26 protein-coding genes are annotated in these 25,212 nt (G+C 44.6%); 19 read left to right on the forward strand and 7 right to left on the reverse strand.

Features of this window, described 5'->3' with window-relative positions:
- The first annotated feature begins 26 nt into the window (after positions 1-26).
- From LP667_RS01455 to LP667_RS01475, 5 genes are all read left to right on the forward strand, one after another.
- Positions 27-272, forward strand: a complete 246-nt coding sequence (locus tag LP667_RS01455) for a hypothetical protein (protein WP_003641910.1) — start codon at positions 27-29, stop codon at positions 270-272.
- Positions 273-400: 128 nt separating this feature from the next.
- Complete coding sequence (locus tag LP667_RS01460; RefSeq protein WP_056988337.1) at positions 401-997, forward strand: biotin transporter BioY; 597 nt, start codon at positions 401-403, stop codon at positions 995-997.
- Position 998: 1 nt separating this feature from the next.
- Positions 999-1,970, forward strand: a complete 972-nt coding sequence (locus LP667_RS01465; protein WP_021731965.1) for a biotin--[acetyl-CoA-carboxylase] ligase — start codon at positions 999-1,001, stop codon at positions 1,968-1,970.
- Positions 1,967-2,290, forward strand: coding sequence for a CHY zinc finger protein (locus LP667_RS01470; protein WP_080235693.1), 324 nt, complete (start codon positions 1,967-1,969; stop codon positions 2,288-2,290). The genes LP667_RS01465 and LP667_RS01470 overlap by 4 nt, the downstream gene beginning before the upstream one ends.
- 293 nt (positions 2,291-2,583) lie before the next feature.
- Positions 2,584-3,759 (forward strand): pyridoxal phosphate-dependent aminotransferase, encoded by a 1,176-nt coding sequence (locus tag LP667_RS01475; RefSeq protein WP_021731962.1) that lies wholly within the window; start codon positions 2,584-2,586, stop codon positions 3,757-3,759.
- Between the two features lie 311 nt (positions 3,760-4,070).
- On the opposite strand, the gene LP667_RS01480 is transcribed toward LP667_RS01475, so the two are convergent.
- A complete protein-coding gene (locus tag LP667_RS01480; RefSeq protein WP_021731961.1) occupies positions 4,071-5,237 on the reverse strand; it encodes a hypothetical protein in 1,167 nt (388 codons plus the stop codon).
- A gap of 816 nt (positions 5,238-6,053) precedes the next feature.
- Here LP667_RS01480 and LP667_RS01485 point away from each other — a divergent pair.
- The 5 genes from LP667_RS01485 (at position 6,054) to LP667_RS01505 (ending at position 10,802) form a co-directional block, all read left to right on the forward strand.
- Positions 6,054-6,869 (forward strand): ABC transporter permease, encoded by an 816-nt coding sequence (locus LP667_RS01485; protein WP_021731960.1) that lies wholly within the window; start codon positions 6,054-6,056, stop codon positions 6,867-6,869.
- A gap of 12 nt (positions 6,870-6,881) precedes the next feature.
- Entirely contained in the window at positions 6,882-7,973 is a 1,092-nt protein-coding gene (locus LP667_RS01490) for an ABC transporter ATP-binding protein (RefSeq protein WP_021731959.1), read from the forward strand.
- A 345-nt stretch (positions 7,974-8,318) separates the two neighbouring features.
- Positions 8,319-8,591 (forward strand): hypothetical protein, encoded by a 273-nt coding sequence (locus LP667_RS01495; protein ID WP_021731958.1) that lies wholly within the window; start codon positions 8,319-8,321, stop codon positions 8,589-8,591.
- A gap of 226 nt (positions 8,592-8,817) precedes the next feature.
- On the forward strand, positions 8,818-9,360 hold the full coding sequence (locus LP667_RS01500) for a PadR family transcriptional regulator (RefSeq protein WP_021731957.1): 543 nt from the start codon (positions 8,818-8,820) through the stop codon (positions 9,358-9,360).
- Positions 9,357-10,802, forward strand: coding sequence for an MFS transporter (locus tag LP667_RS01505; RefSeq protein ID WP_021731956.1), 1,446 nt, complete (start codon positions 9,357-9,359; stop codon positions 10,800-10,802). The genes LP667_RS01500 and LP667_RS01505 overlap by 4 nt, the downstream gene beginning before the upstream one ends.
- A 354-nt stretch (positions 10,803-11,156) precedes the next feature.
- On the opposite strand, the gene LP667_RS01510 is transcribed toward LP667_RS01505, so the two are convergent.
- Positions 11,157-12,473: an ammonium transporter gene (locus LP667_RS01510; protein WP_021731955.1), complete on the reverse strand. Its 1,317-nt coding sequence runs from the start codon at positions 12,471-12,473 to the stop codon at positions 11,157-11,159.
- A 494-nt stretch (positions 12,474-12,967) separates the two neighbouring features.
- Here LP667_RS01510 and LP667_RS01515 point away from each other — a divergent pair, with 494 nt between their 5' ends.
- Complete coding sequence (locus tag LP667_RS01515) at positions 12,968-13,927, forward strand: L-lactate dehydrogenase (protein WP_021731954.1); 960 nt, start codon at positions 12,968-12,970, stop codon at positions 13,925-13,927.
- Positions 13,928-14,029: 102 nt separating this feature from the next.
- On the forward strand, positions 14,030-14,299 hold the full coding sequence (locus tag LP667_RS01520; RefSeq protein WP_021731953.1) for a hypothetical protein: 270 nt from the start codon (positions 14,030-14,032) through the stop codon (positions 14,297-14,299).
- A gap of 326 nt (positions 14,300-14,625) precedes the next feature.
- On the opposite strand, the gene LP667_RS01525 is transcribed toward LP667_RS01520, so the two are convergent.
- On the reverse strand, positions 14,626-15,189 hold the full coding sequence (locus tag LP667_RS01525) for a M57 family metalloprotease (protein ID WP_021731952.1): 564 nt from the start codon (positions 15,187-15,189) through the stop codon (positions 14,626-14,628).
- Positions 15,190-15,382: 193 nt separating this feature from the next.
- Between LP667_RS01525 and rpiA the strand changes: the two genes are divergently transcribed.
- The 3 genes from rpiA to LP667_RS01540 all read left to right on the forward strand — a co-directional run bounded on the left by rpiA (position 15,383) and on the right by LP667_RS01540 (position 18,652).
- Entirely contained in the window at positions 15,383-16,051 is a 669-nt protein-coding gene (gene rpiA, locus LP667_RS01530) for a ribose 5-phosphate isomerase A (RefSeq protein ID WP_021731951.1), read from the forward strand.
- Between the two features lie 147 nt (positions 16,052-16,198).
- Entirely contained in the window at positions 16,199-17,704 is a 1,506-nt protein-coding gene (locus LP667_RS01535; protein WP_021731950.1) for a multicopper oxidase family protein, read from the forward strand.
- A 579-nt stretch (positions 17,705-18,283) separates the two neighbouring features.
- Positions 18,284-18,652 carry a DUF1304 domain-containing protein gene (locus tag LP667_RS01540; protein WP_021731949.1) on the forward strand — a complete coding sequence of 123 codons (369 nt, stop codon included), beginning with the start codon at positions 18,284-18,286 and terminating at the stop codon, positions 18,650-18,652.
- 129 nt (positions 18,653-18,781) lie between these two features.
- Here LP667_RS01540 and LP667_RS01545 read toward each other — a convergent pair whose 3' ends face one another.
- Together LP667_RS01545 and LP667_RS01550 are read right to left on the reverse strand one after the other, a co-directional pair.
- Positions 18,782-19,291 carry a YbhB/YbcL family Raf kinase inhibitor-like protein gene (locus LP667_RS01545; RefSeq protein WP_003641932.1) on the reverse strand — a complete coding sequence of 170 codons (510 nt, stop codon included), beginning with the start codon at positions 19,289-19,291 and terminating at the stop codon, positions 18,782-18,784.
- A gap of 30 nt (positions 19,292-19,321) precedes the next feature.
- The gene (locus LP667_RS01550; RefSeq protein ID WP_021731948.1) at positions 19,322-20,518 is read right to left on the reverse strand and encodes a DUF2075 domain-containing protein; all 1,197 of its coding nucleotides are present in this window, start codon (positions 20,516-20,518) and stop codon (positions 19,322-19,324) included.
- A 109-nt stretch (positions 20,519-20,627) separates the two neighbouring features.
- On the opposite strand from LP667_RS01550, the gene LP667_RS01555 reads away from it, so the two are divergent.
- The 3 genes from LP667_RS01555 (at position 20,628) to LP667_RS01565 (ending at position 22,248) form a co-directional block, all read left to right on the forward strand.
- Positions 20,628-21,098: an RrF2 family transcriptional regulator gene (locus tag LP667_RS01555; RefSeq protein ID WP_003646440.1), complete on the forward strand. Its 471-nt coding sequence runs from the start codon at positions 20,628-20,630 to the stop codon at positions 21,096-21,098.
- Positions 21,099-21,251: 153 nt separating this feature from the next.
- Complete coding sequence (locus LP667_RS01560) at positions 21,252-21,572, forward strand: hypothetical protein (protein ID WP_021731947.1); 321 nt, start codon at positions 21,252-21,254, stop codon at positions 21,570-21,572.
- A 103-nt stretch (positions 21,573-21,675) separates the two neighbouring features.
- On the forward strand, positions 21,676-22,248 hold the full coding sequence (locus LP667_RS01565) for an acetyl-CoA carboxylase biotin carboxyl carrier protein (protein ID WP_021731946.1): 573 nt from the start codon (positions 21,676-21,678) through the stop codon (positions 22,246-22,248).
- 166 nt (positions 22,249-22,414) lie between these two features.
- Here the strand turns inward: LP667_RS01565 and rihC are convergent, their stop codons facing one another.
- Positions 22,415-23,335: a ribonucleoside hydrolase RihC gene (rihC, locus tag LP667_RS01570; RefSeq protein WP_021731945.1), complete on the reverse strand. Its 921-nt coding sequence runs from the start codon at positions 23,333-23,335 to the stop codon at positions 22,415-22,417.
- A gap of 136 nt (positions 23,336-23,471) precedes the next feature.
- On the opposite strand from rihC, the gene LP667_RS01575 reads away from it, so the two are divergent.
- On the forward strand, positions 23,472-24,383 hold the full coding sequence (locus LP667_RS01575; protein ID WP_021731944.1) for an oxidoreductase: 912 nt from the start codon (positions 23,472-23,474) through the stop codon (positions 24,381-24,383).
- Between the two features lie 303 nt (positions 24,384-24,686).
- Here the strand turns inward: LP667_RS01575 and LP667_RS16660 are convergent, their stop codons facing one another.
- Positions 24,687-25,133: a hypothetical protein gene (locus tag LP667_RS16660; protein WP_021731943.1), complete on the reverse strand. Its 447-nt coding sequence runs from the start codon at positions 25,131-25,133 to the stop codon at positions 24,687-24,689.
- Between the last annotated feature and the right edge of the window lie 79 nt (positions 25,134-25,212).

The raw sequence follows: 25,212 nt of genomic DNA on the forward strand, positions 1-25,212 counted from the left end.
TTAAGAGGACAAGGAGCTGATGGTAGATGGATGAAAATGTCTTATTTAATCCCGGTGACGCGATTTCTGAATCGCACGACTATAATGAAGCGCTCCGTAGTGCGGACATTTATAATGCCCGCCACGGTCGTAAGCGTGGGCTCATGATTGCGCGGCCGTTAGAACAGGATCATGGTTATTCGGTATTTTACGCGGATGACTTACTAACAGCCGACACGCCAAGACCAGAAGCACGTCAATATCACGTTGAAAAGCGTATCCCGAAAGAATAGTTAGTTGAATCCCGTAGCCAGTAAATTTGGTTATGGGATTTTTGTTTGTCGAATAGTAACCCTTAATATTGATGTTGGGTTACTATTGATTTATAATAACGATTAAAATTGATTAATAGGGGTGCATAATGACAAATCAACAGGCAATCAAACACTTAACCCAGACGGCGATGGTAACCGCCTTAATTATTGTATTGGGCTTTTTTCCAGGAATTCCAGTTGGGTTTATTCCGGTACCAATTATTTTACAAAATATGGGAATCTTTTTAGCGGTAGAATTACTGGGCCGTAAATATGGAACGATGGCGGTGGGGCTGTTTTTAGGATTAGTAGCCCTAGGACTACCGTTATTATCTGGTGGTCGTGGTGGCGCAGCGGTTTTTCTAGGACCAACTGGTGGTTATCTAGTGGCTTGGCTGTTGGCACCACTACTGATTGGTACACTAATAAAGATGACGCGGGCAACGGAGAGTGGTTATTGGTGGTTAGAAGTTGGTATCGTTTGGCTGGCCGGTATCCTGTTTATTGACGTGGTCGGGGCTGGTTGGCTTGCAATTCAATCACACATGACATTGTCAGCGGCCTTATTGTCCAACCTGGCGTTTATCCCAGGCGACCTAATCAAGGCTACACTGGCGGTGTTTATTGCACGTCGAGTTCGAGCGGTCGTTGATTTTGGTATTACTACGGCTAGTGTCGTAGATGTTAGAAAACGAGGTAAGTAGTATGTCAACTAAGGAACAAGTCTTAATGGCTTTATTGGCTAATCCTGGTGACTGGCTTTCGGGTGATCAATTAGCGCAGCAGACTAAGCGTAGTCGAGAAAGTATCTGGAAGGCAATTAATGCATTGAGAAAGCAGGGCCATCAGATTGAAAGTCGCAAGAATCGGGGGTATTGCTATGTGGGCAGTCGTCGTTTAGATGCTAATGCAATTCAAATTTATAGTGACCAGCAATTTGCGGGGCCAATCGAAGTCGTTGCTCAGACACCATCAACTCAAATTTTAGCAAAAACTTTTTTAAGTCATCATCAGCCGCGACTGGCAGCCTTCTTAGCAGATGAACAGACAGCCGGCTATGGCCGACGGGGACGTGAATTCTATTCTCCCGCACAAACTGGTTTGTATTTTAGTTTGATCTTGCCTAATCCAACGAATGCATTAGCGAATGTGGGGTTATTAACAACTGGCGTTGCGGTCAGTGTCGTGAATGTTTTACAGCGTTTTTATCCCAATAAGGATTTTGCTTTGAAATGGGTCAATGATATCTATCTCAATCAACATAAAGTCGGTGGTATTATCACTGAAGCAAGCTTGGAATTGGAATCAACTTCTGCGGCAGCTTTCATTGTTGGCGTTGGGCTTAATTTAACAACAACTGATTTTCCCCAGGCATTGCAAGCACGTGCTCAATCGGTGGACCCGACAATGCCAGTAGACCGTAATCAACTAGCCGCGGCATTATTGTCATCGTTAGTAGCGTTATCGAAACGCTACGCTACAGCGGATTTTCTGCCAATATATCGTGCTAAGTCATTAGTACTAGGTCAGCAAATAACGCTTCAAGTTGGTGATGCTGTAGTAGCTGGGGTGGCTGAAGCCATTGATGAGCATGGTGGCTTAGTGGTGCGTATGACTACTGGGGAACGGCGAACGTTCACTAGTGGTGAGGTCGTTAAAGTGGGTTTACCAGCGTGACTAGCGGTGTGCCCGTCATCTATGGGTTAGGATTGGATGCTGCCGGACGTTGTCAGCACTATCACCTTGAAACCGACATTGCTGCATTATGGTGTGAACAGTGTCGGCGATATTATGCATGTTATCAGTGTCATGATGCGCTGTGCCAACACGCCTTTGTCGCAAGCACACCATTGAGTCTGGCGGTCATGTGCGGTGCTTGTCGCTATCGAATGACCGTTACCACTTATCATTTGGGCTATTGCCCACACTGTCACCGAGCTTTTAATCCACGGTGCCGGCTACACGATCGGATTTACTTTGGTGCTGACTGTGAATAGTGTATTAATAAACAGGATTAGTAGATAACTAGAATCCTTTAATCGTAAACTTGACATAATTTAATCAAAAACTCATAATGTGACTGTGAGCTAGTATTGTTAGCAACCGGTATTTAAAATAAAATTTTTTTAATTAGGTCTAGTTTATATAGTTGTTAGATTAGTTACTAAGGTTCTTAGATATAAGGTCGTTCTTGCGACAAATTGTAAGGACGACCTTTTTTGAACCTGATCTTTGCTGGTACATTTGATATTACGAGCTTGAAGCCATTAACAGAAGGGAAGCACTAGGTTTGAAATTTGAAGAATCCAAAATCTTACAGCAGTTACCAAAACAATTTTTTGCAAATTTAGTCAAGAAGGTCAATGCGAAAGTCGCGTCCGGTGCGGATGTCATTAATTTAGGTCAGGGCAATCCTGATCAACCGACTCCGGAATTTGTCGTTAAGGCGATGCAGGCTGCAACCGCCAACCCAGCGGATCATAAGTATTCGCTATTCCGTGGGCTGCCCCGATTTAAACAGGCGGCGGCCGATTTTTACGAACGCGAGTATGGTGTGAAGCTGGACCCGGAAACTGAGATTGCTGTTTTGGGTGGCAGTAAAATTGGATTAGTAGAGTTACCCTTGGCGCTTCTAAATCCTGGCGATACGATGATCCTGCCCGATCCCGGTTATCCGGACTATTTATCTGGAATAACGTTAGCACAAGTGAAATTAGCGTTACTACGGCTAACGGCACAAAATCATTTTTTGCCAGATTATCAACAGGTCGATCCACAAGTTGCGGCCGCAGCGAAGTTACTATACTTGAATTACCCGAATAATCCAACTGGAGCTGTGGCTACATCAGAATTTTTCCGAGAGACGGTCGCGTTTGCTAATAAAAATCAAATTGGAATTGTGCATGATTTTGCGTATGGTGCAATTGGTTTTGATGGTCAACGCCCCGTGAGCTTCTTACAGACCCCGGGGGCGAAAGACGTGGGGATCGAAATGTACACACTCTCTAAATCTTTTAACATGGCTGGCTGGCGCGTTGGCTTCGCTGCTGGTAACGCTGACATGATTGAAGCTCTGAATCTGATTCAAGACCATCTATTTGTCAGTGTCTTCCCGGCAATTCAAGATGCAGCAATTGCCGCTTTGAATAGTGACCAACAGACCGTTCGTGATTTGGTCAATCTATATGAACGCCGGCGCAACCAATTTTTTGCGGCGGCTCGTAAGATTGGTTGGGAACCATACCCATCGGGCGGATCCTTTTATGCTTGGATGCCTGTTCCTGAAGGGTATACGAGTGAAAGCTTTGCCGATTTACTGCTAGATCAGGTGGCAGTGGCCGTGGCACCGGGAAACGGTTTTGGTGCGGGTGGCGAAGGCTACGTTCGTGTTGGCTTACTGATTGACGAACCTCGCTTTACCGAAGCGTGCCAGCGGATTGCCAAATTGCATCTATTTGATAAGTAACCATAACACTTTAGACGGCTTTTGCGGCAACAATTGCCAGCAGAAAATTGGTGGTTGGTCATTATTGATTAGACTTCTTATTTATCACCAAGTTGTTCATTACCATTTTTAGTGGGGGCGTTCATCGCTGGCACGGTTAGGTTAATGCCATTTTTGCGCCATTCTAAGTCGAACACCGTTGTTTTACAGTTTTAGGAGCCTTAGGGTTGCATCTGCATGTGACAATATATTGGACTAGATGATCATCAAGAATCGAAAAAATAGCACGACTGGCATGAATGCTAGTCGTGCTATTTAGAGTGTTGAAATTATTATAAGTTACCAGTGCTCTTTAATCGTTTTTCTAAAAGGTAAGCGTCCATATACCCAAAGGATAATTCGACGACTTGGTCGAGCTCGATCATCGTACCGACATGGTTGATCTGGTTATCATCATCTACATTGTAGAAAATGAAGTGGCCGTTAGTCAACGTTCCAGGGTAGCCAGTCATCGTAGGAAGCATTGGGTTTTCGGTCGTAATGTGGACTAAATTATTGAAGGCTGCTGCTTGTCGTAATAACGAATCAAAAAGATCAGTCGTGGCGTCAAAGAGCCGTTCATCATTTAGTACTGGCTGAACGTTTAACTCGTATTGACGGTTCAGTTCGATAAAACCCCGCATGGTCTGCAAATAGTCCGACTGGGTCGTAACCGATTCAATCAGTGAACGACGGCAAAGGGTATAGCCCCCAAATTGGCCGGTCATGTCAATCAGATTGAGGAGCACACTGTCAGCATTCAACGCGTTAATAAAGCCAACGAAAAACATATCAGAACCATCGGCTGACCGAATTGCAATCAGATGGTGTTCAGTCAGGGCAGTCTTTAAAGTAGTATCAATGTCATTAATATCGCTGACTTTGACGGTTGGTTGATGGGTGTGGGCCGTCTTAACAAAGGCGCTTTCCAATAAAAGTTCGTTACCACAAAATTCCAGAATTTGAATATCAGCCAATGGAATTTCTTGTTGGTCGTTATTTTTAAAATTAAATTTATCAAAGGTCGTGAACGTCATTGTTTGGTCAGTCATTTGTTGAACCTGGCCTTCAAGGTAGTTTTCGTTATCTTCTAAGACTAGTAGGACAACTTGTTGATCGGCCTTGGCCTGATCAACTAACTGGTTTAGGACTGGTCGTTGCTCATCTAGAGCGACTGTTGGTTGCGGTACGCCGCTTAACCCTTCGGTGGCAGCATTCTCCAGACGAAAAGCCATGTTATCAAGGTCTTCACTCATCATTTCAACTTCATCAATGACGTCGTAGCGCATGAAGACCGCGCCGTCCTGGAGTCCGGCATCATCGTAAGTATTCACGACAACGCCATCAGGTGCCAGACGGTCGATGTAGCCGGTGTAAACCACTTCGCTGTTGGCTTGATATAGGTTGATGAGGTGAACCTGTTGTGCGGCTAATTGTAAACTCTCAATAATTGAACTCATCGTGTCTAACCCCCTTAGTTAATGTTCCCTCATCATAGCACTTTTTAGGGCTAAGACGCTATTATAAGTCATTATTCAGCTGGTTTGGTAAGTGTGTTATGACTAAATGAGAGAACGGAAGTGTCAGAGGTGGCAACCAGATGAGCGCTTGTTATTCAGACTGTGAGTGTCAGCGAAACCGGTCTATTTTTAACCCACATGGTGAGTCAAAAGGAACAGTAGCAGTGAAGTGCTTATTCGCATAGTTTTCGGCCAAAATTCTTGAAGGTAATTGAAAGATAAGTCCATGTAAGAATTAGCATTAATCAGATGATGGTCGCGTAAAATAGTTACTGTTCACACAGTGTAGTTCATGAGGTAGTGATTAAATCAGCAGTAGAAAAGAATCACGTTTTCTCAAAAAAGCCAAATTCGCGGCTTTTGAGGTAAGCCGATTGTCTGAACGCCCTTTTTAAATATTTGTTGTGGTGCCTTCATTAATGTCGGCTCAGTCGATGAGTTTTTTGTTCACTTGTGGTTATTCAATTGTAAATTGGTTGTCCCGGCTATTAAATAAACTGCTATCGTCTAAAATAGCACATGTGGTATAGCTTAAATGTTTAAAATAGTAAGGGCTTTCTTTGTTGCTTGAACAATGATGCCAAACGATAAGTGCCGGCTGATAAGAAGTAAATATTTAATAAAAAATGTTATTTTCGATGCTATTCGTCTAGTTTATCGTTATAATGTAAGCTGCGGTTCACCTTGACCGTAAATCTGTCATGACCTTTCAAGAGGCGCTTGATCGTGTTGCGACATACATTTAAGGAGTGCACTATGTTTACGATGTTTAAGACGATTGGCGATCAGTTCGCCAATTTCAAGATTATTCGGCGAATGGCGAAGTATGATGATCGGGCCACATATCAAAGCCATTACCTTGGGTTAGCGTGGGAATTTCTAAACCCGCTGATTCAAATCGGAATTTATTACTTAGTATTTGGGGTCGCGTTAAAACGTGGCGATCCGATGCCAGGAATCCCGTATTTGCCATGGATGGTAGTTGGGATTGCACCATGGTTATACATGAACAAAACGACGCTGGACGCGTCTTCTAGCATTTACCGTCAGGTTGGGTTAGTTTCAAAGATGAAATTCCCAGTCAACGTATTACCGTCAATTAAAATTTATGGTAACTTATATAGTTTCTGGACGATGATTGCTTTTGGAATCTTCCTGATGTTCGTTAATGGTATTTGGCCCTCAATTGCATGGATTCAATTTATCTACTACTTTGGTTGCATGATCGTATTAATGTATTCACTTGGGATTTTCAATGCCACGGTCAGTGTTCTGATTCGTGACTGGCATATCACGCTTCAATCCGTATTACGGATGCTGTTCTATATGAGTGGGGTGCTATTTAACTTTACAACGTCCAACTTCCCCGCCGTTTTTGTGCGCCTACTAGAACTAAATCCGTTCTACTACGTGCTCAACGGAATGCGGGAATCGTTGCTTAATCGTGGTTGGATCTGGCAACAGCCTAATATCACGTTGACGATTGTCTTTTGGCTCTTCAATCTCGTTGTGATTCTGACTGGAACGTATCTCTATAACAAGTTCCGTTCGAACTTTGTGGATTTGATTTAGGAGGCGGAACTGATGGAAAATCAATATAAGGTTGAATTGCATAATGTCACTAAAGAATATGATTTATATCGTAGTAACAACGATAAGTTAAAACACTTTTTTAACATTGGTAATGTTGATGTCCCGCGGTTTTGGTCGCTAAAAGGGGTCAGCTTAAACGTTAAACCAGGTGAAGCGTTGGGGATTATCGGAATCAACGGTTCTGGTAAGTCAACGATTTCGAATATTATTTCGGGAATCATTCCTCAAACGACTGGGACGGTGGATGTGCACGGTGATACGTCCATTATTTCAATCGGGGCCGGCTTAAAGTGGAATTTGACTGGTGATGAAAACATTCGGTTGAAAGGACTCATGCAAGGGTTGAGTATTAAAGAGATCCAAGCGGTTCGTGATGATATTGTTGATTTCGCGGATATTGGTGATTTTATTGGTCAACCAGTTAAGGACTATTCGACTGGGATGCGCTCGCGGTTAGGTTTTGCGATTGCGGTGCATATCAATCCCGACATCATGATTATTGATGAAGCATTATCAGTTGGTGATGACACCTTCTATCAAAAATGTGTGGATAAGATTATGGAATTCAAGAAGCAAGGGAAGACCATTATCTTTGTCAGCCATAATTTACGGCAAGTGGAATTACTCTGTGACCGGGTTGCGTGGATGCACTTTGGGGATCTTTTAGAAGTCGGCGAGACCAAGGAAACTGTTGATCATTACCGGAAATTTTCTAAGGACTTCAAAGCGCAAACGGCGGCTTATCGTAAGAAGTATCAGGTCGGTAAGAAGAAGGAACAAGCGGACTTTGATATTGCCGCTTATGAACGACAACTAGTTGAAGAAAAGGCTAAGGATAGCGATAAGAGTAAGCAGGCGGTTAGCCGTCAAGTTCATCGGACGCTATATAAGCAAATCTTGCCAGAAAAGATGACGATTGGCACCAAGCTCGTCATGTTAGTGGCAATTGTCCTATTCTTATTCTTTGCGCTAGTGAACGTTTCGGGTCACTCGGTTACTTCAGCGATTGAGAATCCGACAGTACTGTTACATCCAGTCAATCATTACATTAAAAGTCAGTCGGTCTTATTCAATAGTAAGTGATGGCGGCAGGTTAGTGGTTGCATTAAGTTAACATTAATATCGATGGGTGATTGCGATGGCAATCACCCATTTTTTTACGTGAATTTAAGACGGTTTTGGTTGGAGTAAAGTACAACACAGCGTCGCGCGTTATTCGGACTGGGGGACACAGATGCTGTGATTCGAGGAGACGAACTTGGGCTGACCGTACTACCGATTTGAAAGGAAAAGGTCTAAACTTCAATAAACAATTTATGAGTTGATTGTGGGTTAAATGACGTTTGATTTTTTGCGGTATTTCAACAATCGAATTATATTACTTATAATCATTAGGTTATTTTTATGGAGCATAAAGGGGATCATATCATGGATATGCCACTATTCTTCAATGTTGTCGCCTATGTGCTATTAATATTGGTATTACAATATATCAAATTCAAATTTCCAGACAGTGCCTTTATCCGTTTCTTTCAAAAATACGGGTGGTGGTTAATTGGGCTATGTTTTGTCACAATACTGGTGATTTTGGCCGGACCGCAATTTCAGAGCCCCTTTAATCCGTTAGATGTACCGACTATTGGGGTCATGTTAGTATTCGGGTACTTCTTTATTAAAGATAAAAAATCGAAACATAAGTGATGATTAAATGAGATAGCACCTCGAACGATGATGTCGTCCTGAGAGGTGCTATTTTTTTGCCCAAAAATCGATTTGAGAAGCGCTGATGTTTAGCCGTTTTAATCTAGCATTAAACGTGAACTGGGTTATTTGGTAACGAATGGGCATCATTAAAAAATCAGTTTAGCCCCTTGCAATATATCTAAAAGGTATATATACTTAACAGCGCGAAAGATTGGTGAATTTAATGTATGAATTGTTTATTTTAGGACAGTTGATGGATCACCCGATGACGGGCTACCAGTTGCGTAAAGCGCTGGTAAACGTAGTCGGTTCAGAATTAACCATTAGTTTTGGCGCGCTGTACCCGTTGCTAGATAAGTTAGCCGCGGCTGAAGAATTAACACTGGCATTTAAGCGGACCACTAATAAACGACCACAAAAGTTAGCCACGATAACAGCGGCTGGTCGCATGCAATTTTGGCAGTTGGTTATGACGCCAGTCGCGCTCAACAAGCAAACGCAGTTAACGTTTCAAATAAAGCTAAATTTTTTACATTTATTAAGTCGAGATCAGCAGCAAGTGATTTTGTTGGATTTTCAGCAATTTGCACAGGGACAGGTCGCACGCTTAACAGCGCAGCACAAACGAGTGATGACGAATACCCACATGCTTGCAGCTGATATTCAAGATGCGTTGATGGTCAATGAGTTACAACGGGTACGAGCCCAAGCACAATTAGACTGGCTTAACCGCCAGTTGCGCAATGGAGGGGAAGTTAAGGGATGAAAACAATGTCGTTTGCGACTGATCCACAAATTCAAAAGCATCGCTGGTGGATACTGGTTGCAGTCTGTTTATTTACGTTCATGTCAACGCTAGATGGAAGTATTGTGAACATTGCCTTGCCAGTCATGAGTAAGGATCTAGCGATTCCAATGAACCAGGCGGAATGGGTCGTCTCGATTTATTTGATTGTGATTTGTGCGTTATTGTTATTATTTGGTAAATTAGGTGATATTTACGGTAAGATTCGGGTGTTTAAAATCGGGTCCTTACTATTCATTATTGGATCGTTATTGTCAGGATTCAGTGTGGGCTTGCCATTTTTACTAATTGCACGCAGTATTCAAGCAATTGGGGCAGCCATGACGATGAGTACGAATAACGGGATTATTACCGAAGTTTTCCCGTTCAAGGAACGTGGCCGGGCGCTCGGAATGATTGGTTCATTTGTTGCTTTGGGTAGTATTGCCGGACCGGGCATCGGTGGTCTGATTCTAGCTCACCTGAGCTGGGGCTATATTTTCTGGATCAACGTTCCGGTGGGGATTTTGGCGATGATTTTAGGCGCAATGATTTTACCAAAAGACGTTACAACGACGCAACAACCATTGGATAAGACCGGGGCGGGGTTATTTGCCGTACTCATGGTTGCACTATTTGCAGGTGTGTTTATCGGGCAACAGATTGGGTTCTTGCAGCCGGTTATCTTAGCCTTGTTTGCAGTGGCAATTGTGACGCTGATTATTTTTGTTCGCGTCGAGTTACGCCATGAAAATCCGCTGCTAGCGCTGCAATTATTTAAGAATACCCGTTTTAGCATTAGTATCTTATGTGCGTTATTAATTTTTATTGCGAACTTTTTCTTTAACGTGATTGCCCCGTTTTATTTAGAAAATGCTCGGGGGCTAGCAGCAAACTATGCGGGCTACGCCTTGATGGTATTCCCAATCGTACAAGTGGTGGTCGCCCCGATTGCTGGGACGATTTCTGACAAGATCGGACCAGAATTGTTAACGTTCGTGGGATTGGTTCTGATTTCAATCAGTCAAGTGGGCTATATGGTTGTGGGGCTAGCCACGCCACTTTGGTTCTTCTTATTATTCGTCGGCTTGGTTGGATTTGGCAATGGTATCTTCATGGCACCCAATAATTCGATCGTGATGAGTTCAGTGGCGGTCAAAGACTTGGGCGTTGCTGGCGGGATTAACGCGTTAGCCCGTGAATTAGGCATGATCGTTGGAATTTCGGTTGCAACGACCGTGCTGTATTCGGCCATGAGTCAATCAGCGGGGTATAAAGTCACGTCATATTTACCAGCGCATCCGGAGATCTTTATTAATGGTATGCACATTGCGTTCATGGTCTCATTAGGGATTTGTTTAGTTGCGACTGTTATTACCGGTGTTCGGTTGTTAAAGCGTCGACGTACAATACTTGCTAAGTAAAAATTAGCGAGTTAAAAAACGTGTTGCGAGAGATCTGAAATGATTTCTCGCAACACGTTTTTGCGTTACCTGTTACCGCGCACCTGCTGTTGTTGATTGGTGGAATCAGATATGGTTGAATTGGGCTTGTTTAAAAAAGCAAGACGGCCAGTTTAAGCTTACTGTAAAAAATCGGATTGGCGACGTTATGACACCAAACTCGCCACTTAAAGCCCTAGCTAGACAATCCTTAGTTTCGCTCCGTCTGAACCCCACACGCTTGTGGTGCTGCGCATTGGTAGAAACGGGAGGTCGGAGGGGACGACCAGCGCTGACGAGCAGGAATCCAACTGTTGGGTTTGCCCATGATTTCAGTTACCGGAATCGTTGTTGTTTATCTAGCAGTTGGGCTAGCTGACCACGGAATTCATCACTGTGATGTTGAATGTTCGTCAAGTCGTGGCTCATTTGAACCGTGTAGTCAGCGACCTCGCCGTGTTCACCTTGATCGAGTCCGAGTTCTTCTTCTTGTTCGTCAACCCGCATTCTGATAACCCGCTTCAATAATACGATAATAACGATGCAGACGAGGGTAGTAAAGACAATGGTAAAGGCCGTTGCAAGTAGTTGTAGTCCAAATAACTTAACCCCCCCACCGTAGAAAAGACCGTTCAGAGAAATCGTATTGTTAACAGCCTTGCTTGCAAATAAACCGGTCATGATACTGCCAATCATGCCGGAAACGCCGTGGCAACCAAAGGCATCGAGTGCATCGTCAATTCCTAAGCGTGGTTTGATAAACGTAATGAAGCCGTAACTAGTTAATGTGGCAATGAGGCCAATCCAAAAAGCACCAGAGATAGTCACGTAGCCGCAAGCAGGCGTAATCGCAACGAGACCACAAAGGGTTCCTGTGCAGACACCGACTAGGGTTGGCTTGCCCTTCGTTAGCATGTCAACGACCATCCACGTCATCATGGAAGTCGCGGTAGCAACGGTTGTGGTTAAGAAGGCTTGGATGGCAATGTCATTCATAGCGAGTGCCGAGCCGGCGTTGAAGCCATACCAGCCAATCCATAAAATAGCGGTACCTAGTAATACCCATAAAATGTTGTAATGTTGGGTCGCGTCTTTGCCATACTTGTGGCGAGCACCTAAGAAGGCTGATAAGACTAGGGCGGTGATACCAGCATTGATGTGGACGACGGTGCCGCCCGCAAAGTCGATAACACCGAGTTTAGCTAATAGGCCGTTATCCCAAACCATATGAACCATTGGATAATAGATGAGTAGTGACCAGAAGATGATGAAGGTTAGCAAGAACTTAAACCGAATACGACCAACTACGGCGCCAACGAATAACGCTGGTGTGATGATAGCGAACATCATTTGAAAGATGAGATACAAACCGTTGGGAATTTTAGTCGCAGTGAGAGCGGTTAAGTCCACACCGTGCAACCAAGTAGCTTTTAGATTACCGACAATACCGCCAAGGTCGCCGGAAAAAGATAGTGAATAGCCAAATGCGAGCCATAACAGAATTGCTAGCCCACAAATCATGAAGACGGATAACATGGTGTTAACGACGTTTCGTTTGGAAACTAAACCACCGTAGAAAAAAGCCAATCCGGGTGTCATGAATAATACCAATATACTAGATAAAACTAAAAACGTTGAATTTGCAGCGTTCATACTCCCAACCCCTATCCATACCATTTGATGTTAGAAATTATAACATTGATTATTGAGTGACGCACTCTTTTTTTATATTTAGGTTAAATACCAAACTTACAATTGCCCTTTATCGCGATTATGAAGATGTTAATGTCATGTTTTGTGACGTGTGATTTGACTAATGGTGTAAGCTAGCAGATTGCGAATGATTATTAAAGTCAGTCTTGGTGTACTAAATAAGGGGTATTTGCAGTCAATTGCTAACGTTAATCAATTAGTTTGGTAATGAAAACAATTAGCAAACTAGCCGTTACTGATTAATTATCTTAAATAAAATAGGCTTGAAAGTAATGAAATTAGCGTTTTTTGCTTAACATAATAATGATATGAAAGTTGAGGCGCTTTCAGTGGTTGACCATTGCTAACACGAGCAGTAAGGTTATCATCACATAAATTAAAAGATGATGAGAATATTACATAACATCTTAATAATTAAAACGGAGGATTAGCTTATGCGAAAATATGCGATTATTGGGGTCGGACACGTTGGTGCAACGATTGCCTACACATTAGTATGCAAAGGGATTGCGGATGAATTGATTTTGATTGATTCTAATGCTGCCAAGGCCCGTGCGGAACAATTAGATTTACAAGATGCGCAGGCACGGTTAGACAGTCGCACGATTATTAAGATTAATGATTATAATGAATTAGACGATACGGATATTTTGTTTGTCACTAGTGGGAATATTCACGCGTTAGACCATGCTTCGGGTAATCGGTGGGCGGAATTTGAGTATACCAAGCAAATCGTTCAAGATATCGCTCCAAAGGTTAAAGCGACGAAATTTAATGGCGTAGTTATCGATACGATGAATCCGTGTGATGCTATTACGCATTATTTCCAGCGGGCAACAGGACTATCGCGGCAACAAGTCTTCGGTACGGGGACGTTTTTGGACACAGCGCGGATGCAAAAGGTCGTTGCGGAGGCCTTTGATTGTGATCCGAAAAATATTAGCGGGTATGTTTATGGTGAACACGGGGAATCACAATTCAGTGCGTGGTCAACGGTTCAAGTTAACGGTATTCCAATTACATCCTTGGTTGATCAGTACCACCTAGACTTGGATGCGCTAGAAGCAGCTGCTCGTCATGGTGGTTGGGCCGTTCATTCCGGCAAGGGTTACACCAGTTTTGCCATCGCGACTTGTGCAGTTAAGTTGAGCGAGGCGGTCTTTGCGAATGCCCGCTTAGCATGTCCGGTGTCGGCGTACAGTGAAACTTTTAAGACATACGTGGGCCAACCAGCAATCATTGGCAAAGATGGGGTTGAAAGTGTTACTACTTTAACTCTGACTGCGGCTGAGCAAGCTAAGTTCCGCAATTCGGCGGATACGATTATTGAGAAGTTCCACGCTTTTGATGATGTCTTGAGTGCTCAGTCGGTACAAAAACGGCAACAAGCTTAAAAAATGACGGGTGTTAATTGTCTCGTTTGGCAAATTTCTACCAAAATGTTAAAATTTTACTAAGCAGAACGTTGACTGCATTAACTATATGGTGGGATGAATATGCACCGACAATTAACGAACCGGCAACGGTGGCTAGTGATTGTAATCGCGACGATTCTGGGTGTCGGCTGTGCCTTGCTAGGTCAATGGGGCCAGTTATTCGGGGTCATCGCAGCAACGCTTGCACTAATGTTGTTAACCAGTGGCTGTTTGACTTTTTGTCATCGTCGCGGGTGGCAGCCTGGGAGTGGAATGTTACTAGCATTAGTCACGGCTACAGGGTATGTACTAGTTATTTTAGGGAGCTATGGTTATTTATTACACAGCTAAGCGAAACACTTTGGTATGGGGACACCCGGACCAAAGTGTTTTTTAGTGCTTAGATGTGAGTGTGGGACAAACCGCTGAATTGTAGCGTTAGGCTTGGAATCTAATAGCTTGTAAACAAGTGGTACTAAATAAATTATTGATAAGGTTAACGGATGTTTATTGTAATTGGCCACCAGGATGGTTATTTTGCAATACGAGTCCCAAAATAGTAAAAAAGGTCGTGATTTATCATCGCGACCTTCCTGGGCATAGCGTTGATTATGTTAACCAAAGTGGGGTCGCCATACCCAAGGCATTAATGGCAAACCTGCATCTAAAACTTTGCCTTATAGTCGGCCGACTGGTAAACGATAACGAGTGCGGACGGCCGCACTATCAGCTGCGCTAATGCCGTTATAACGATTGTCAGCTAACATGACACTGTGACGATCACGACTATGTTCTAGGCCGATGGTGTGTCCTAGTTCATGCTCGGCTACATGGACTTGATCCGAATAAGAATAGTGGTAGAGCGCAAAGTTACGAGTCAGCAAGTACACTTGCGCTTTCGTGTAATAGCCATTGGGATAGCCGGTTGAAAAAGTAATTCCTGCCAGCCGATAGTATTGACCGTTCGTAGCAGAACTGGTCCCTAGTGTCACTTGATGGTGAGCAGTGGTTCCCGGAACAAATTTGAAGTGCCCGGTCGCGTTCCAAGCATGAATAGCAGCTTGATAGACGTGACGCTCGTATGCCGAGGCCTGAATGACGTAAGTGACTTGTGCGTGTGGCCACCGACTACGTGAAAAGGGTGTGGCAATTGTTTTAGCGTTAGCAATCGGGGTCAAAGCAATCCCGATAATGACGGTTAATGTTGTCAGACCTAACTTAACACTGCTTTTATTCTTCATTGTTGTAACCCTCTCTCCCCCAAAAACGAAGGTTGCCATCAATAATTATATTTTAAAACGTTGTTAAGACGGGTGGTGACCTACAGGCTTGAAATGTTGTGTAAATATCATTTTTTTGCTAGCAATGAAGTTAGTTAAATAGGCTATCGCGTGCTATGATGAAAGCATCTTATGATGATGGAAGGAAATTGATATGACGATTAAACAGGCAATCGTACAACAAGCCTTAACGTTGATTAAACCACAGATGGTGGTTGGCTTTGGTGGTGGTTCGACGGTTGGTGAACTGGTCAAAGAGGCCGCTAACCACGTGAATGAGATTACGGTCGTGACCCCGTCACCGACGACGCGCCAGTTGGCAACAGTGCTGGGTTATACCGTGGTCGATACCGCTTATTGCGATCGGGTCGATATTGCTTTTGACGGCTGTGATCAATTAGATCATCACGGTAATGCGCTCAAAAGTGGTGGTGGGATTCATGCTAATGAGAAGATTATTGCCAGCTTGGCGGATGAATATTGGCTGCTGACGATGCGCGACCGGCTAGTTGATCAATTTGATATTAAGACGCCGTTAGTCTTAGAGGTCTTACCAGCGGCGTTGTCATTGGTCATGCGGACGGTGAGTGATCTTGGCGGTCAGGCGACGCTGCGAGTAGCTGATAATCGGGATGGGTTCACGTTAACTGATAATGGCAATTTGTTGATTGATTGCCATTTTCCAACATATGCTAAGCTCACAGCTCTAAATGCTGAATTAGCAACTTTGGCTGGCGTTGTTGAAACGAGCTATTTTGATCATTTGGTGACGAATGCTTGGTTGGGCGATACGGCCACGAATACGGTTGAGGCACTATTTTAAGTGGACACGTTTACCCTAATGGCAAGAAAATGAATGCTGAAATCCCGTTTGACACTTCTTTAAAATAATTCTAAACTGAAGGTGGCGTATTAAAGCGTCACCATTTTTTGAATCTAAGTTATTTTAACTATTTAAGGGGATGTCAACATGGCAAAAAAAGTCTATACTGATTATTTTTTTGATGAACCTGCTTACAACACACATGACGGTGGCTATATTCCACTAGTTACACCGAAAATCGATCCACAACCGTTAGCGATTCCGCCGTTATTGAAGCCGGACCGTCAAACGGATACGGATGACTACTACACCGTGACGGCGCAAGAAAGTGAAACCCAGTTTTTGCCTGGTAAGAAGACTAAAACGTGGGGCTATAATGCGGGCTTTCTAGGTCAAACCATCGTCTTCCGTAATGGTAAGCAGACCCATATTGACTTGGAAAATAAACTCCCAGAATTGACGACTTTCCATTGGCATGGCTTGAACGTGCCAGGGCCGATTACCGATGGTGGCTGCCACGCACCAGTTTATCCAGGGGAAACAAATCACATTGATTTTAAAGTCCACCAACCAGCTGCAACGACTTGGTTACATGCACATCCATGTCCATCGACTGCGACGCAAGTCTGGAAAGGCTTAGCAACGATGGTGATTATTCAGGATGATGTCGAAGACCAGTTACCATTGCCTCGTAATTATGGCGTTGATGATATTCCATTGGTATTACAAGACCGTGAATTCCACGATGACAATCAATTTGATTATCGGGCGGACTACGATCCAGATGGTGTTCAAGGGCATACGGCGTTAGTTAATGGGACGGTCAACCCATATTTTGATGTGACGACGCAGCGGGTGCGTCTACGAATCTTGGATGGGTCGAACCGGCGCGAATGGCGTCTGCACTTCAATGACGATTTAGAATTTGCGCAAGTCGCTTCCGATGGTGGCATTTTGCCGGCGCCGGTTTATATGACCAAAGTGATGATGACCTGTGCGGAACGGGACGAAATTGTCGTTGATTTCGGTCAGTATCAACCAGGTGATGAAGTCACGCTGATGACCGATGACACGCCACTATGTCGTTTTCGGATCAAATCGTTCGTGCCAGATGATACGAAACTACCAGAGCATTTAGTTGATATTCCTGATGAAACGCCAACACCGGACTTACCTGTTCGCACAATCACGATGGATGGGATGGATGATGAAGTTGCGCTTGATGGCAAGAAATTCGATATGAGCCGCATTGATGCTCGGCAAAAAGTTGGGGATGTCGCCATTTGGGAAATTCGCAACACCAACAGTACTGAAAACGGCATGGTTCATCCATTCCACGTTCATGGGACTCAGTTTAGAGTTTTGGCACGGAATGATGGCCCGGTTTATCCTAATGAACATGGGTTGAAGGATACGGTCGGTGTCAACCCTGGCGAAACGGTGCGAATCAAGGTTAAATTTGAGCTGACAGGGGTTTACATGTATCACTGCCATATCATCGAACATGAAGATGGTGGGATGATGGCCCAAATTGAATCATATGATCCTCAACACCCACAAACTTATCATTTAATGGATATGGACACCTTACGGAATGCTTTTGCGAAGGAACAAGGCATCAAGCCCGAAGATGTTTGGATGCCCGGTATGTAAGTGTAGATTAAGCTAATTTGGTAATGAGATGTGAATAAAGGCCGGTTACTACTACCAAACACATTGTTTGCTAGTAGTAACCGGCCTTTAGCATTTGATAGTAATCACTAAGTCAAAGCGATTGCTTTTTTAACCTATTTTCAGCTATAAATATAATATATGACACGCATTGTGTTAGTTAGGCCATGAATTATGATTAAAACGTGCTGGTTAGGTGGGGTGTTGTTCGTCAGCACGTGTGCGTCCTAGTCCGACCTCCGGGGCTGGGTGCCAATTGCTGGAACGTAGCCGACGTCGATTTGAGCTCACGCAGAAGCCCACTACGCAATCTCAAATACGAGTCTTATTCTAAGCCGGAAGCAGATCACTTCCAGCTAAGAATAATTTGGCTACTGAGCATTGTCACCCAGCCCCTCCGGTCTAAAAGCCTGTGCGGGGCCACAGGCTTCAGTGACCCAGAGTACGTTTTAATCATGATTTATCCCAAACAGTAACTAGCACAACACGCTATATATTTTTACTGTTTAGTATCGGTAACTGGTACAATTCAAGTAAGGACCAAAAAAGGAGGGGATTAGGATGCACATTGCAGCAATGATTATGGCAATCGTGGTTGCCGTTGAGCATTTATTTATCTTGTGGTTGGAAATGTTTAATGCAGATAGTGAGATGGTCGCAAAAGCGTTTGGAATTCCACGGCAAACGTTACAGTCACCGTCAGTGCAATTATTATTTAAAAATCAGGGGTTATATAATGGCTTCTTGGCCGTTGGTATTTTATACAGCTTGTTTGTGATTCCGGCCGTTGCGAGCGCCGGTGCAACTCTATTTTTCTTAGCTTGTGTGATGGTTGCTGCTATTTATGGCAGTATTACGGTTAGTCGGGCGATTGTCGTGATTCAGGGCTTACCGGCATTAATTGCCTTTATTCTGATGTACTTAGCTTAAATGCTTAGTTTAAGATAGTAGCATCGTAGCAGTAATCACAAAAAACGTTGTTATGGGAACTTCCATAACAACGTTTTTTGTATTATTGGCGTGAATCGTTGAATTGGTAATAACTGGATTACGTGTCCGTTATACCTTGCCAATGACCGTCGTTTTAGCAGTTGCTAGCACGTGACCGGCAATGGCATCATGAAATTCGTTGAGCCAGTATCCAGGTTGGAGGTCTAACTCAGTATCAAGTGCAAATAGTTTGAATGAATAGCGATGATCCTTGTCAGGCGGGTACGGGCCGACGTAGTGTTGGCTAACTTTTGGATCAGTCTCGTGAACATAGGCGCCCGCTGTGGAATTATTACCTTGGACCATCGGAATAGCACCGGTCTGACTGGCATTTTCAGGAATGTGGGTCGTGGTTGCCGGTAAATTGGCAGCAATCCAATGAATCCAGGTGAAGCCACCTACTGGAATCGCATCGTGGTCAACGAAAGTGAACGCCAGTGAATGGGTACCAGCTGGCACATCACTAATGTCAACGGGAAACGAGATGATGGGGTGGCCCTTGTACGTTTGGGCCACCGCGGCCTGCTTGGAATAGGTGGCAGCAAGGGCCCCATTGATGGTCGGAATTGATAGTTGCATTGCAAATCCCTCCTCGTGTAATTAATCTTATTATAACGCTAATAATCGCTGGCGTAGTGCTGGGTCAACCGCATAAATGTAAAGCCCATAACGCCCACGTTTCATCAAGACGTTAATTGAGTTGAAAATGATTTGTTGCTTAAGGGGGAGGAGGTCACCTAAATCTGATCGCTGTTTGAATGCTTCTTGGTCTTCATAGCGTTCAGGGCGAACGACGATCTGATCATGGGCTTCATCATAGCCCACAGAAGGGCCAAGAATGACCCCCGCATAATTCAAATCAAACCCTTGAATGGTATAAATTGAACCAACCTCATTCAGCGTCTCAGGGCGCAAGGCCCAGGGATCATCAGTTAAGTTGACTTTATCCCACGGAAGCTTCAATTGTCCGGCTGTTACGTACCAAGTACCATGGTTAACGACGTACGGAAAGTCAGCGGTCGCCACCATTCGGGCGAGTCCATACTGCTGGTCACGTTGTTTGATCAGGTCGTATAAGGGTTGCCCGTCATCAAAAAAACGCAAATCAAAGTTATCGCTAACGGGTTTTGGTTGTAATTGCCCGCGGGTAAAATCATCGATCCAGTCAACAACATCGGCGCCACCAGTGACCCGGAATTGCTCGTCTAAGTTGTAGCTCGCGTGTGGGTACTGGTCTAAAAATGGCTTGAGATCGTTGCTATGCCAGTAGCTCTTTAACTTCAAGACTTGTCGGGTATCGAAGACGAGGACAACGACGCGACTATGATTGATCAGTTCTGTCAGTTGATTGTGGCCGGTGAAGCGGTTATAGCGGTCTGGCTGCGTGAGTAATAGGTGCGCTTCGTCGATAAAAACAACGTCTGCTTGCCGATGCTCTTTTGCCAACCGGTTGATCAACGGGTTGGGCTTTTGGAAGTCTTTTTTGCGTAAGACGGGGTCGTCACCAGCTAAGCGTTTATAAATTTTGAGCATTTCATTGTGGTTGACGACGAGATAGTTGTCAGTGGCCTGCAAATCGTTTGGCGTCAAGCTACGATTGAGGGCTTGTAGCCGAGCAAACGCGGCGGCTAATACGGCACTCTTGCCAGTTCCTGCATCACCATGAATGACAAAGAGACTCGGCTGTTTTTGCTGGCGATGGGTACGGATAAAAGTTAATAGTTGGTGCTCTAATGATTGTTGTGCCGGTGACAACGCAGCTTGATCATTTAGCTTGAACGTTGCGGCACTGATTGTAGATGACATATTTTTTCACTCCCAAACACATTATACCTGCATATTGGGGCTAATTGAAATGAGAGTCATTACAGTTGGTGGTAGAATAGAATTATGACAAAGTGTGGGAGGAAGTAACATGAAACTTGATTTTTCGGTGGCGGTGCATAGCATCCTGTACCTAGATGCACACCGTGATAGTAAGGTCGCTAGTCGGGAACTTGCGCAGTCACTGCATCTTAATCCGGTGATGATTCGCAATATTTTATCAGTTCTACATAAGCATGGGTATTTAACGGGGACGGTTGGTAAAAATGGAGGCTACCAATTAGACTTGGCTTTGGCCGATATGAACCTCGGCGATCTATATGATTTGACAATTCCCCCAACAATTAGCTATGCGCGCTTCATTACGGGTCCATCCAAAACGGATGAACAGGCTGATCAATCCCCGATTGCGGCCAATATTAGTGAAACGTTGACGGATTTATTTACAGTAGCTGACCGTCAATATCGGGCTTACTATCATCAGTTTACAATGGCTGATTTACAAGCCGACCTGAACCACCACGGCACGTTTTTACAACACGAACAAGATTCAGAATCTTAAGTAAAAAGCGTCACTTGATTGAAAAATAAGGCGATTTTCGTTAATAACCTTAATTTGAAACGGCTTGTCTGTTAGGGATTGTCAGGTTGAAAATTCAGTGCTATCTTATAGGGCATTATCAAAATAGCAGTGAATCTGAAAGGGGCCTTGGCAATGGCAGCACGGTTAGTGTTAATTCATGAGGTTGGCCGCTATCGGGAATTGTCCGAGCAGCGGTACTGGTTAGAATCAGCTGATTTTTGGGGTGTCGATGGTCGTGGCGAGACGGTGAACGAGGCAGTTGGCAATTTTTTGACTAACCTTGTTCAGTACTGTCAAGATTATTACCAGCGCGGATTATGGCAATTGGATGATCGGTTATTACAGTTGGATCATGTTGACGCGGTATTGGCGTATGTTCAGGCTGGTAAATCACCAGCGCCACTATTCCTATTCAAACTATTGCCGTTAGATCGGCAATTAGCATCAGCTTAAAGCAAATATTGACGAATTCTTAAAGAAGCGTTCATACTTCCACCACACTCCTGCGCTAAACTATGCGTTATAATCAAAGCGTAAATTAATTGGAGGGTGTTGTATGGAATTAGATAAGATTTATCAGTTAATGGACAAGTTTGAACAAAGCAGTTTAACTAGTTTTGAGTATCGGGACCAAGATTTTGAAATTCAAATGGGTAAGAAGGGACACGGCAAGACGACGGTGACCCCGCAACCGGCGCCACTTCCTAATCAGCCGGTGATTGACCCCACGCCGGTCACACCGACACCGGTCTCAACGGTTAGTACCCCAGTTGTTGCGGAGGCGGAACCAGCTCCCGTAGCGACGAGCGTAGCCAGCAATCCGACGAGCGTTGTAACGCCTGATCCTGAACCAGCACCAGCGCCGATTGATCCTAAAGAATGCGTGACGGCACCGGTCGTAGGAATCTATTACCCAGCGCATTCCTCAGAAGAAGCGCCATACGTTAAGTTAGGCGACCACGTTAGCGTAGGTCAACAAGTTGGCCTCATTCAAGCGATGCAGATGATGCGGCCAGTGGTTGCTAAGCAAGCGGGGACGGTTAAAGCCTTCCTAGTGAAGAATGGTGAAGAAGTCAACTTCGGTCAACCATTGATTCAATTAATCCCAGATACGCCGGATGACATTTAATCAGGTACGGTCAGTGGTTGCTGAGCGTATTAAGCACTTTGAGTAGCACTATGTCTTGATAAAAGCGTGACGCAAAACTAAAAATGAACCACTTCAAGCGCACATGATAATTGTGCAAGCTGAAGTGGTTCATTTTTTAGCTTAATTAATGACGATTGGTAGTGGTTTATTTAGGTTGGTCAATGGCTGCCACGGTTTCTAAGAACCACTTGTTGAAGGCAGCCGCATCGATATCGACACAAACGGTCGCGTTAGTCTTGCCGTCGTGATAAGCGCCACGAATATCGCCAACGGTTTCACCATTAGCGGGGCCCTCCGTCTGGACATCAATCCACATCTTTTCAGTCGTAAAGGCTTCTGGGTGTAGTAAGTAGAAGAGGGTATTGACATCATGCATCGCAACGCCAGTCTGGTTGCGGTCATTGTAGTGACCAAAGAGGGCGTGGAGCATTTCACCAGTTTTTCCAAGTGCCGGTAACCGGTCGATGGATTCACGTGTTAAGAGTGCTTTCATCGTTACATCTAAGCCGACCATGGTAATCGGTACGCCAGATTGGTACATGATTTCAGCAGCGTGTGGATCGGTAAAGACGTTGAATTCGGCGGCACTGGTCATATTACCTTTACCCAAGGCACCACCCATCGCAACGATCTCTTTGATGTGGGGCATTACCTCTGGATACGTCTTGAACAGCAACGCGATGTTAGTATAAGCGCCGGTTGGGACGAGCGTAATGGGTTGCTCCGCAGCCATAATGTAATCGCGTAGGGCTTCAACCGCCGTTTCGGGTAACGGATCAGCTAAGTCAGTGGGAAAGTCATAGCCGGGCATCCCAGAAACCCCGTGAATTCGGACGGCATCTTCGAAGGGCTTGATTAGCGGCTGGGATGCCCCACCCGCTACGGGAACGTCACTGTTGAAGAAGCGCGTTAGTTTGAGCGCATTCAGCGTCGTTTTATCGACCGTCACATTGCCGGCGACCGTTGTAATTAATTGTAAGTCCAAGTCAGGATGATTTAACGCAAAGGTGATTGCGGCGGCATCATCAATACCAGGGTCGGTGTCCATGATAATCTTTGTTGACATGTTCATTCCTCCAATTAAATTGACGTGCTTGAAATTAGTTCTATTTTAGCATACTACGGGCAATGAATTCGATTGCAATTGCGAAGGGTTTGACGTAGCATGACAGTAAATACAGTTAACGATGGAGGAACGGATTATGAGTCAACCACGGGTTATCTTAATTACGGGTGCGTCTTCAGGCATCGGCAAGGCCACTGCTTTGAAGTTGCAAGCTCAGGGCAATATTGTGTATGGCGCCGCCCGACGAATTGAAAAAATGACGGATCTAGCCGCTGCCGGGGTGCATGTTTTGAAAGTCGATGTGACGGATGAAGCCACGTTAATCGCGGCTGTCAAAACAATTCGGGTGGAACAGGGCCGCATTGATGTCTTGATTAATAATGCGGGGTACGGTTCATACGGTTCCTTGGAAGATGTACCGGTTACAGAGGGTGAATATCAATTCAAGGTTAATGTCTTCGGTGTGATGCGCTTGACACAGTTGGTTTTACCGTTGATGCGGGCCCAACATCGTGGACGGATCATCAATGTCTCTTCCATTGGGGGTAAAATCTACCAACCATTAAGTGCTTGGTACATGGGGACCAAGCATGCGATTGAGGGAATGAGTGATTCACTACGGATGGAAGTGGCACCGTTTGGTATTGACGTTGTCATTATTGAGCCTGGTGGGATTAAGACTGAATGGGCTGGTATTGCGGAAAAGAAATTGTTGGCAGTTTCCGGTGAGACAGCCTACCATGAGCAAGCTGTTAAGGTTGGTGCGATGCTGTCATTGTTCGATCAGTTTGCTTCCAATCCGGGGGTGATTGCCAAGTTGATGGTTCGGGCGGTCAACGATGTCAAACCGAAGACTCGCTATCACGCGGGGATGGGAGCTGGGGTTTCATTGACGGCTCGTCAGTGGTTGAGTGACCGTCAGTTTGACCGCATGATGAACTCAGCCGTCAATGGTGCGGCAAAGTTGTCAAAGATTACGCGGCACAAGGATCGGCGGACAGGCAGTCGGCATTATCAGCATGGAAAAGGACCGGCCGAGAATAATTAATTTGAATCACAATATTAAGAAGCGAACCTAACTATCACAATGTTGGTAGGGGTTCGCTTCTTTAGTTTGAATTTCAGTATTAATGATGCAAACAATGGTTGTAATAGTCCAAGTTTAAGTTCAAAAACAGCCGACTTAAGGCTCGTATTTGAAATGATATAAGTTAGGTGTGGGTACCAATCGACGGCCGCGATGGGTTTAGTGATTATCAGCCGGCTCCGGTGGTTTTAATAGGGCGATTGACGAATCACAAGTCCGGTATATTTCAGTAATTAGTTATGCTGTGTCGTCTTACGCCAGACATTATAGTTTTGTCATCACCGCTGTCAGTGTCGTCGTTGCAGTGGTCATCGTGGGATCATCTGTGGTGTGATAAGTGATAGTGAGGTCTGGAAATTCTTCAATGATGGGAATCAGCTCTTGCCATTGTGACAGGTCTGGCTGGTCAGTTTCTGGGACTTGCCAGTTGTTTTGCCGCCAACTTAAATAACGTTGTTCACTAATGATCGCGGCAACCGGTTCCGTTGTCGTGTGAACGTGAACGGGCAAGTCGTGGCGTTTCAGAGTGGAAAGGGCAGTGATTAGTGCCCTTAACGTTAGCTGAGTTTCGGTGTGCCCGTAGCCACCATTGTTCAGCGCTTTTTGATGATCGGCATAACGCAGAATCACGACCCAAGCGGCCGGGGTAGTTGCCGTGACGTGCTCCGGCTGGTGAGGGGTGCTTGCAAGATAAAGATGAATAGTAGCCATTGGTTGTGGCCTCCTTAAAAGTAATGACGTTCAAATTAGTGGTTCATCAAGTAGTTTCGTAAAAACTGGGACTGGTCAT

The sequence above is a fragment of the Lactiplantibacillus paraplantarum genome (assembly GCF_003641145.1).
GTDB classification, from domain to species: Bacteria; Bacillota; Bacilli; order Lactobacillales; family Lactobacillaceae; genus Lactiplantibacillus; species Lactiplantibacillus paraplantarum.

Coding starts and splice junctions, on each gene's coding strand:
- LP667_RS01550 (WP_021731948.1), bottom strand. CDS start 20,518: ATGTCATCTACAATCAGTGCCGCAACGTTCAAGCTAAATGATCAAGCT.
- rpiA (WP_021731951.1), top strand. CDS start 15,383: ATGACGATTAAACAGGCAATCGTACAACAAGCCTTAACGTTGATTAAA.
- LP667_RS01565 (WP_021731946.1), top strand. CDS start 21,676: ATGGAATTAGATAAGATTTATCAGTTAATGGACAAGTTTGAACAAAGC.
- LP667_RS01460 (WP_056988337.1), top strand. CDS start 401: ATGACAAATCAACAGGCAATCAAACACTTAACCCAGACGGCGATGGTA.
- LP667_RS01560 (WP_021731947.1), top strand. CDS start 21,252: ATGGCAGCACGGTTAGTGTTAATTCATGAGGTTGGCCGCTATCGGGAA.
- LP667_RS01495 (WP_021731958.1), top strand. CDS start 8,319: ATGGATATGCCACTATTCTTCAATGTTGTCGCCTATGTGCTATTAATA.
- LP667_RS01480 (WP_021731961.1), bottom strand. CDS start 5,237: ATGAGTTCAATTATTGAGAGTTTACAATTAGCCGCACAACAGGTTCAC.
- LP667_RS01455 (WP_003641910.1), top strand. CDS start 27: ATGGATGAAAATGTCTTATTTAATCCCGGTGACGCGATTTCTGAATCG.
- LP667_RS01525 (WP_021731952.1), bottom strand. CDS start 15,189: ATGAAGAATAAAAGCAGTGTTAAGTTAGGTCTGACAACATTAACCGTC.
- LP667_RS01485 (WP_021731960.1), top strand. CDS start 6,054: ATGTTTACGATGTTTAAGACGATTGGCGATCAGTTCGCCAATTTCAAG.
- LP667_RS01520 (WP_021731953.1), top strand. CDS start 14,030: ATGCACCGACAATTAACGAACCGGCAACGGTGGCTAGTGATTGTAATC.
- LP667_RS01510 (WP_021731955.1), bottom strand. CDS start 12,473: ATGAACGCTGCAAATTCAACGTTTTTAGTTTTATCTAGTATATTGGTA.
- LP667_RS01555 (WP_003646440.1), top strand. CDS start 20,628: ATGAAACTTGATTTTTCGGTGGCGGTGCATAGCATCCTGTACCTAGAT.
- LP667_RS01545 (WP_003641932.1), bottom strand. CDS start 19,291: ATGCAACTATCAATTCCGACCATCAATGGGGCCCTTGCTGCCACCTAT.
- LP667_RS16660 (WP_021731943.1), bottom strand. CDS start 25,133: ATGGCTACTATTCATCTTTATCTTGCAAGCACCCCTCACCAGCCGGAG.
- rihC (WP_021731945.1), bottom strand. CDS start 23,335: ATGTCAACAAAGATTATCATGGACACCGACCCTGGTATTGATGATGCC.
- LP667_RS01505 (WP_021731956.1), top strand. CDS start 9,357: ATGAAAACAATGTCGTTTGCGACTGATCCACAAATTCAAAAGCATCGC.
- LP667_RS01540 (WP_021731949.1), top strand. CDS start 18,284: ATGCACATTGCAGCAATGATTATGGCAATCGTGGTTGCCGTTGAGCAT.
- LP667_RS01535 (WP_021731950.1), top strand. CDS start 16,199: ATGGCAAAAAAAGTCTATACTGATTATTTTTTTGATGAACCTGCTTAC.
- LP667_RS01465 (WP_021731965.1), top strand. CDS start 999: ATGTCAACTAAGGAACAAGTCTTAATGGCTTTATTGGCTAATCCTGGT.
- LP667_RS01500 (WP_021731957.1), top strand. CDS start 8,818: ATGTATGAATTGTTTATTTTAGGACAGTTGATGGATCACCCGATGACG.
- LP667_RS01515 (WP_021731954.1), top strand. CDS start 12,968: ATGCGAAAATATGCGATTATTGGGGTCGGACACGTTGGTGCAACGATT.
- LP667_RS01575 (WP_021731944.1), top strand. CDS start 23,472: ATGAGTCAACCACGGGTTATCTTAATTACGGGTGCGTCTTCAGGCATC.
- LP667_RS01490 (WP_021731959.1), top strand. CDS start 6,882: ATGGAAAATCAATATAAGGTTGAATTGCATAATGTCACTAAAGAATAT.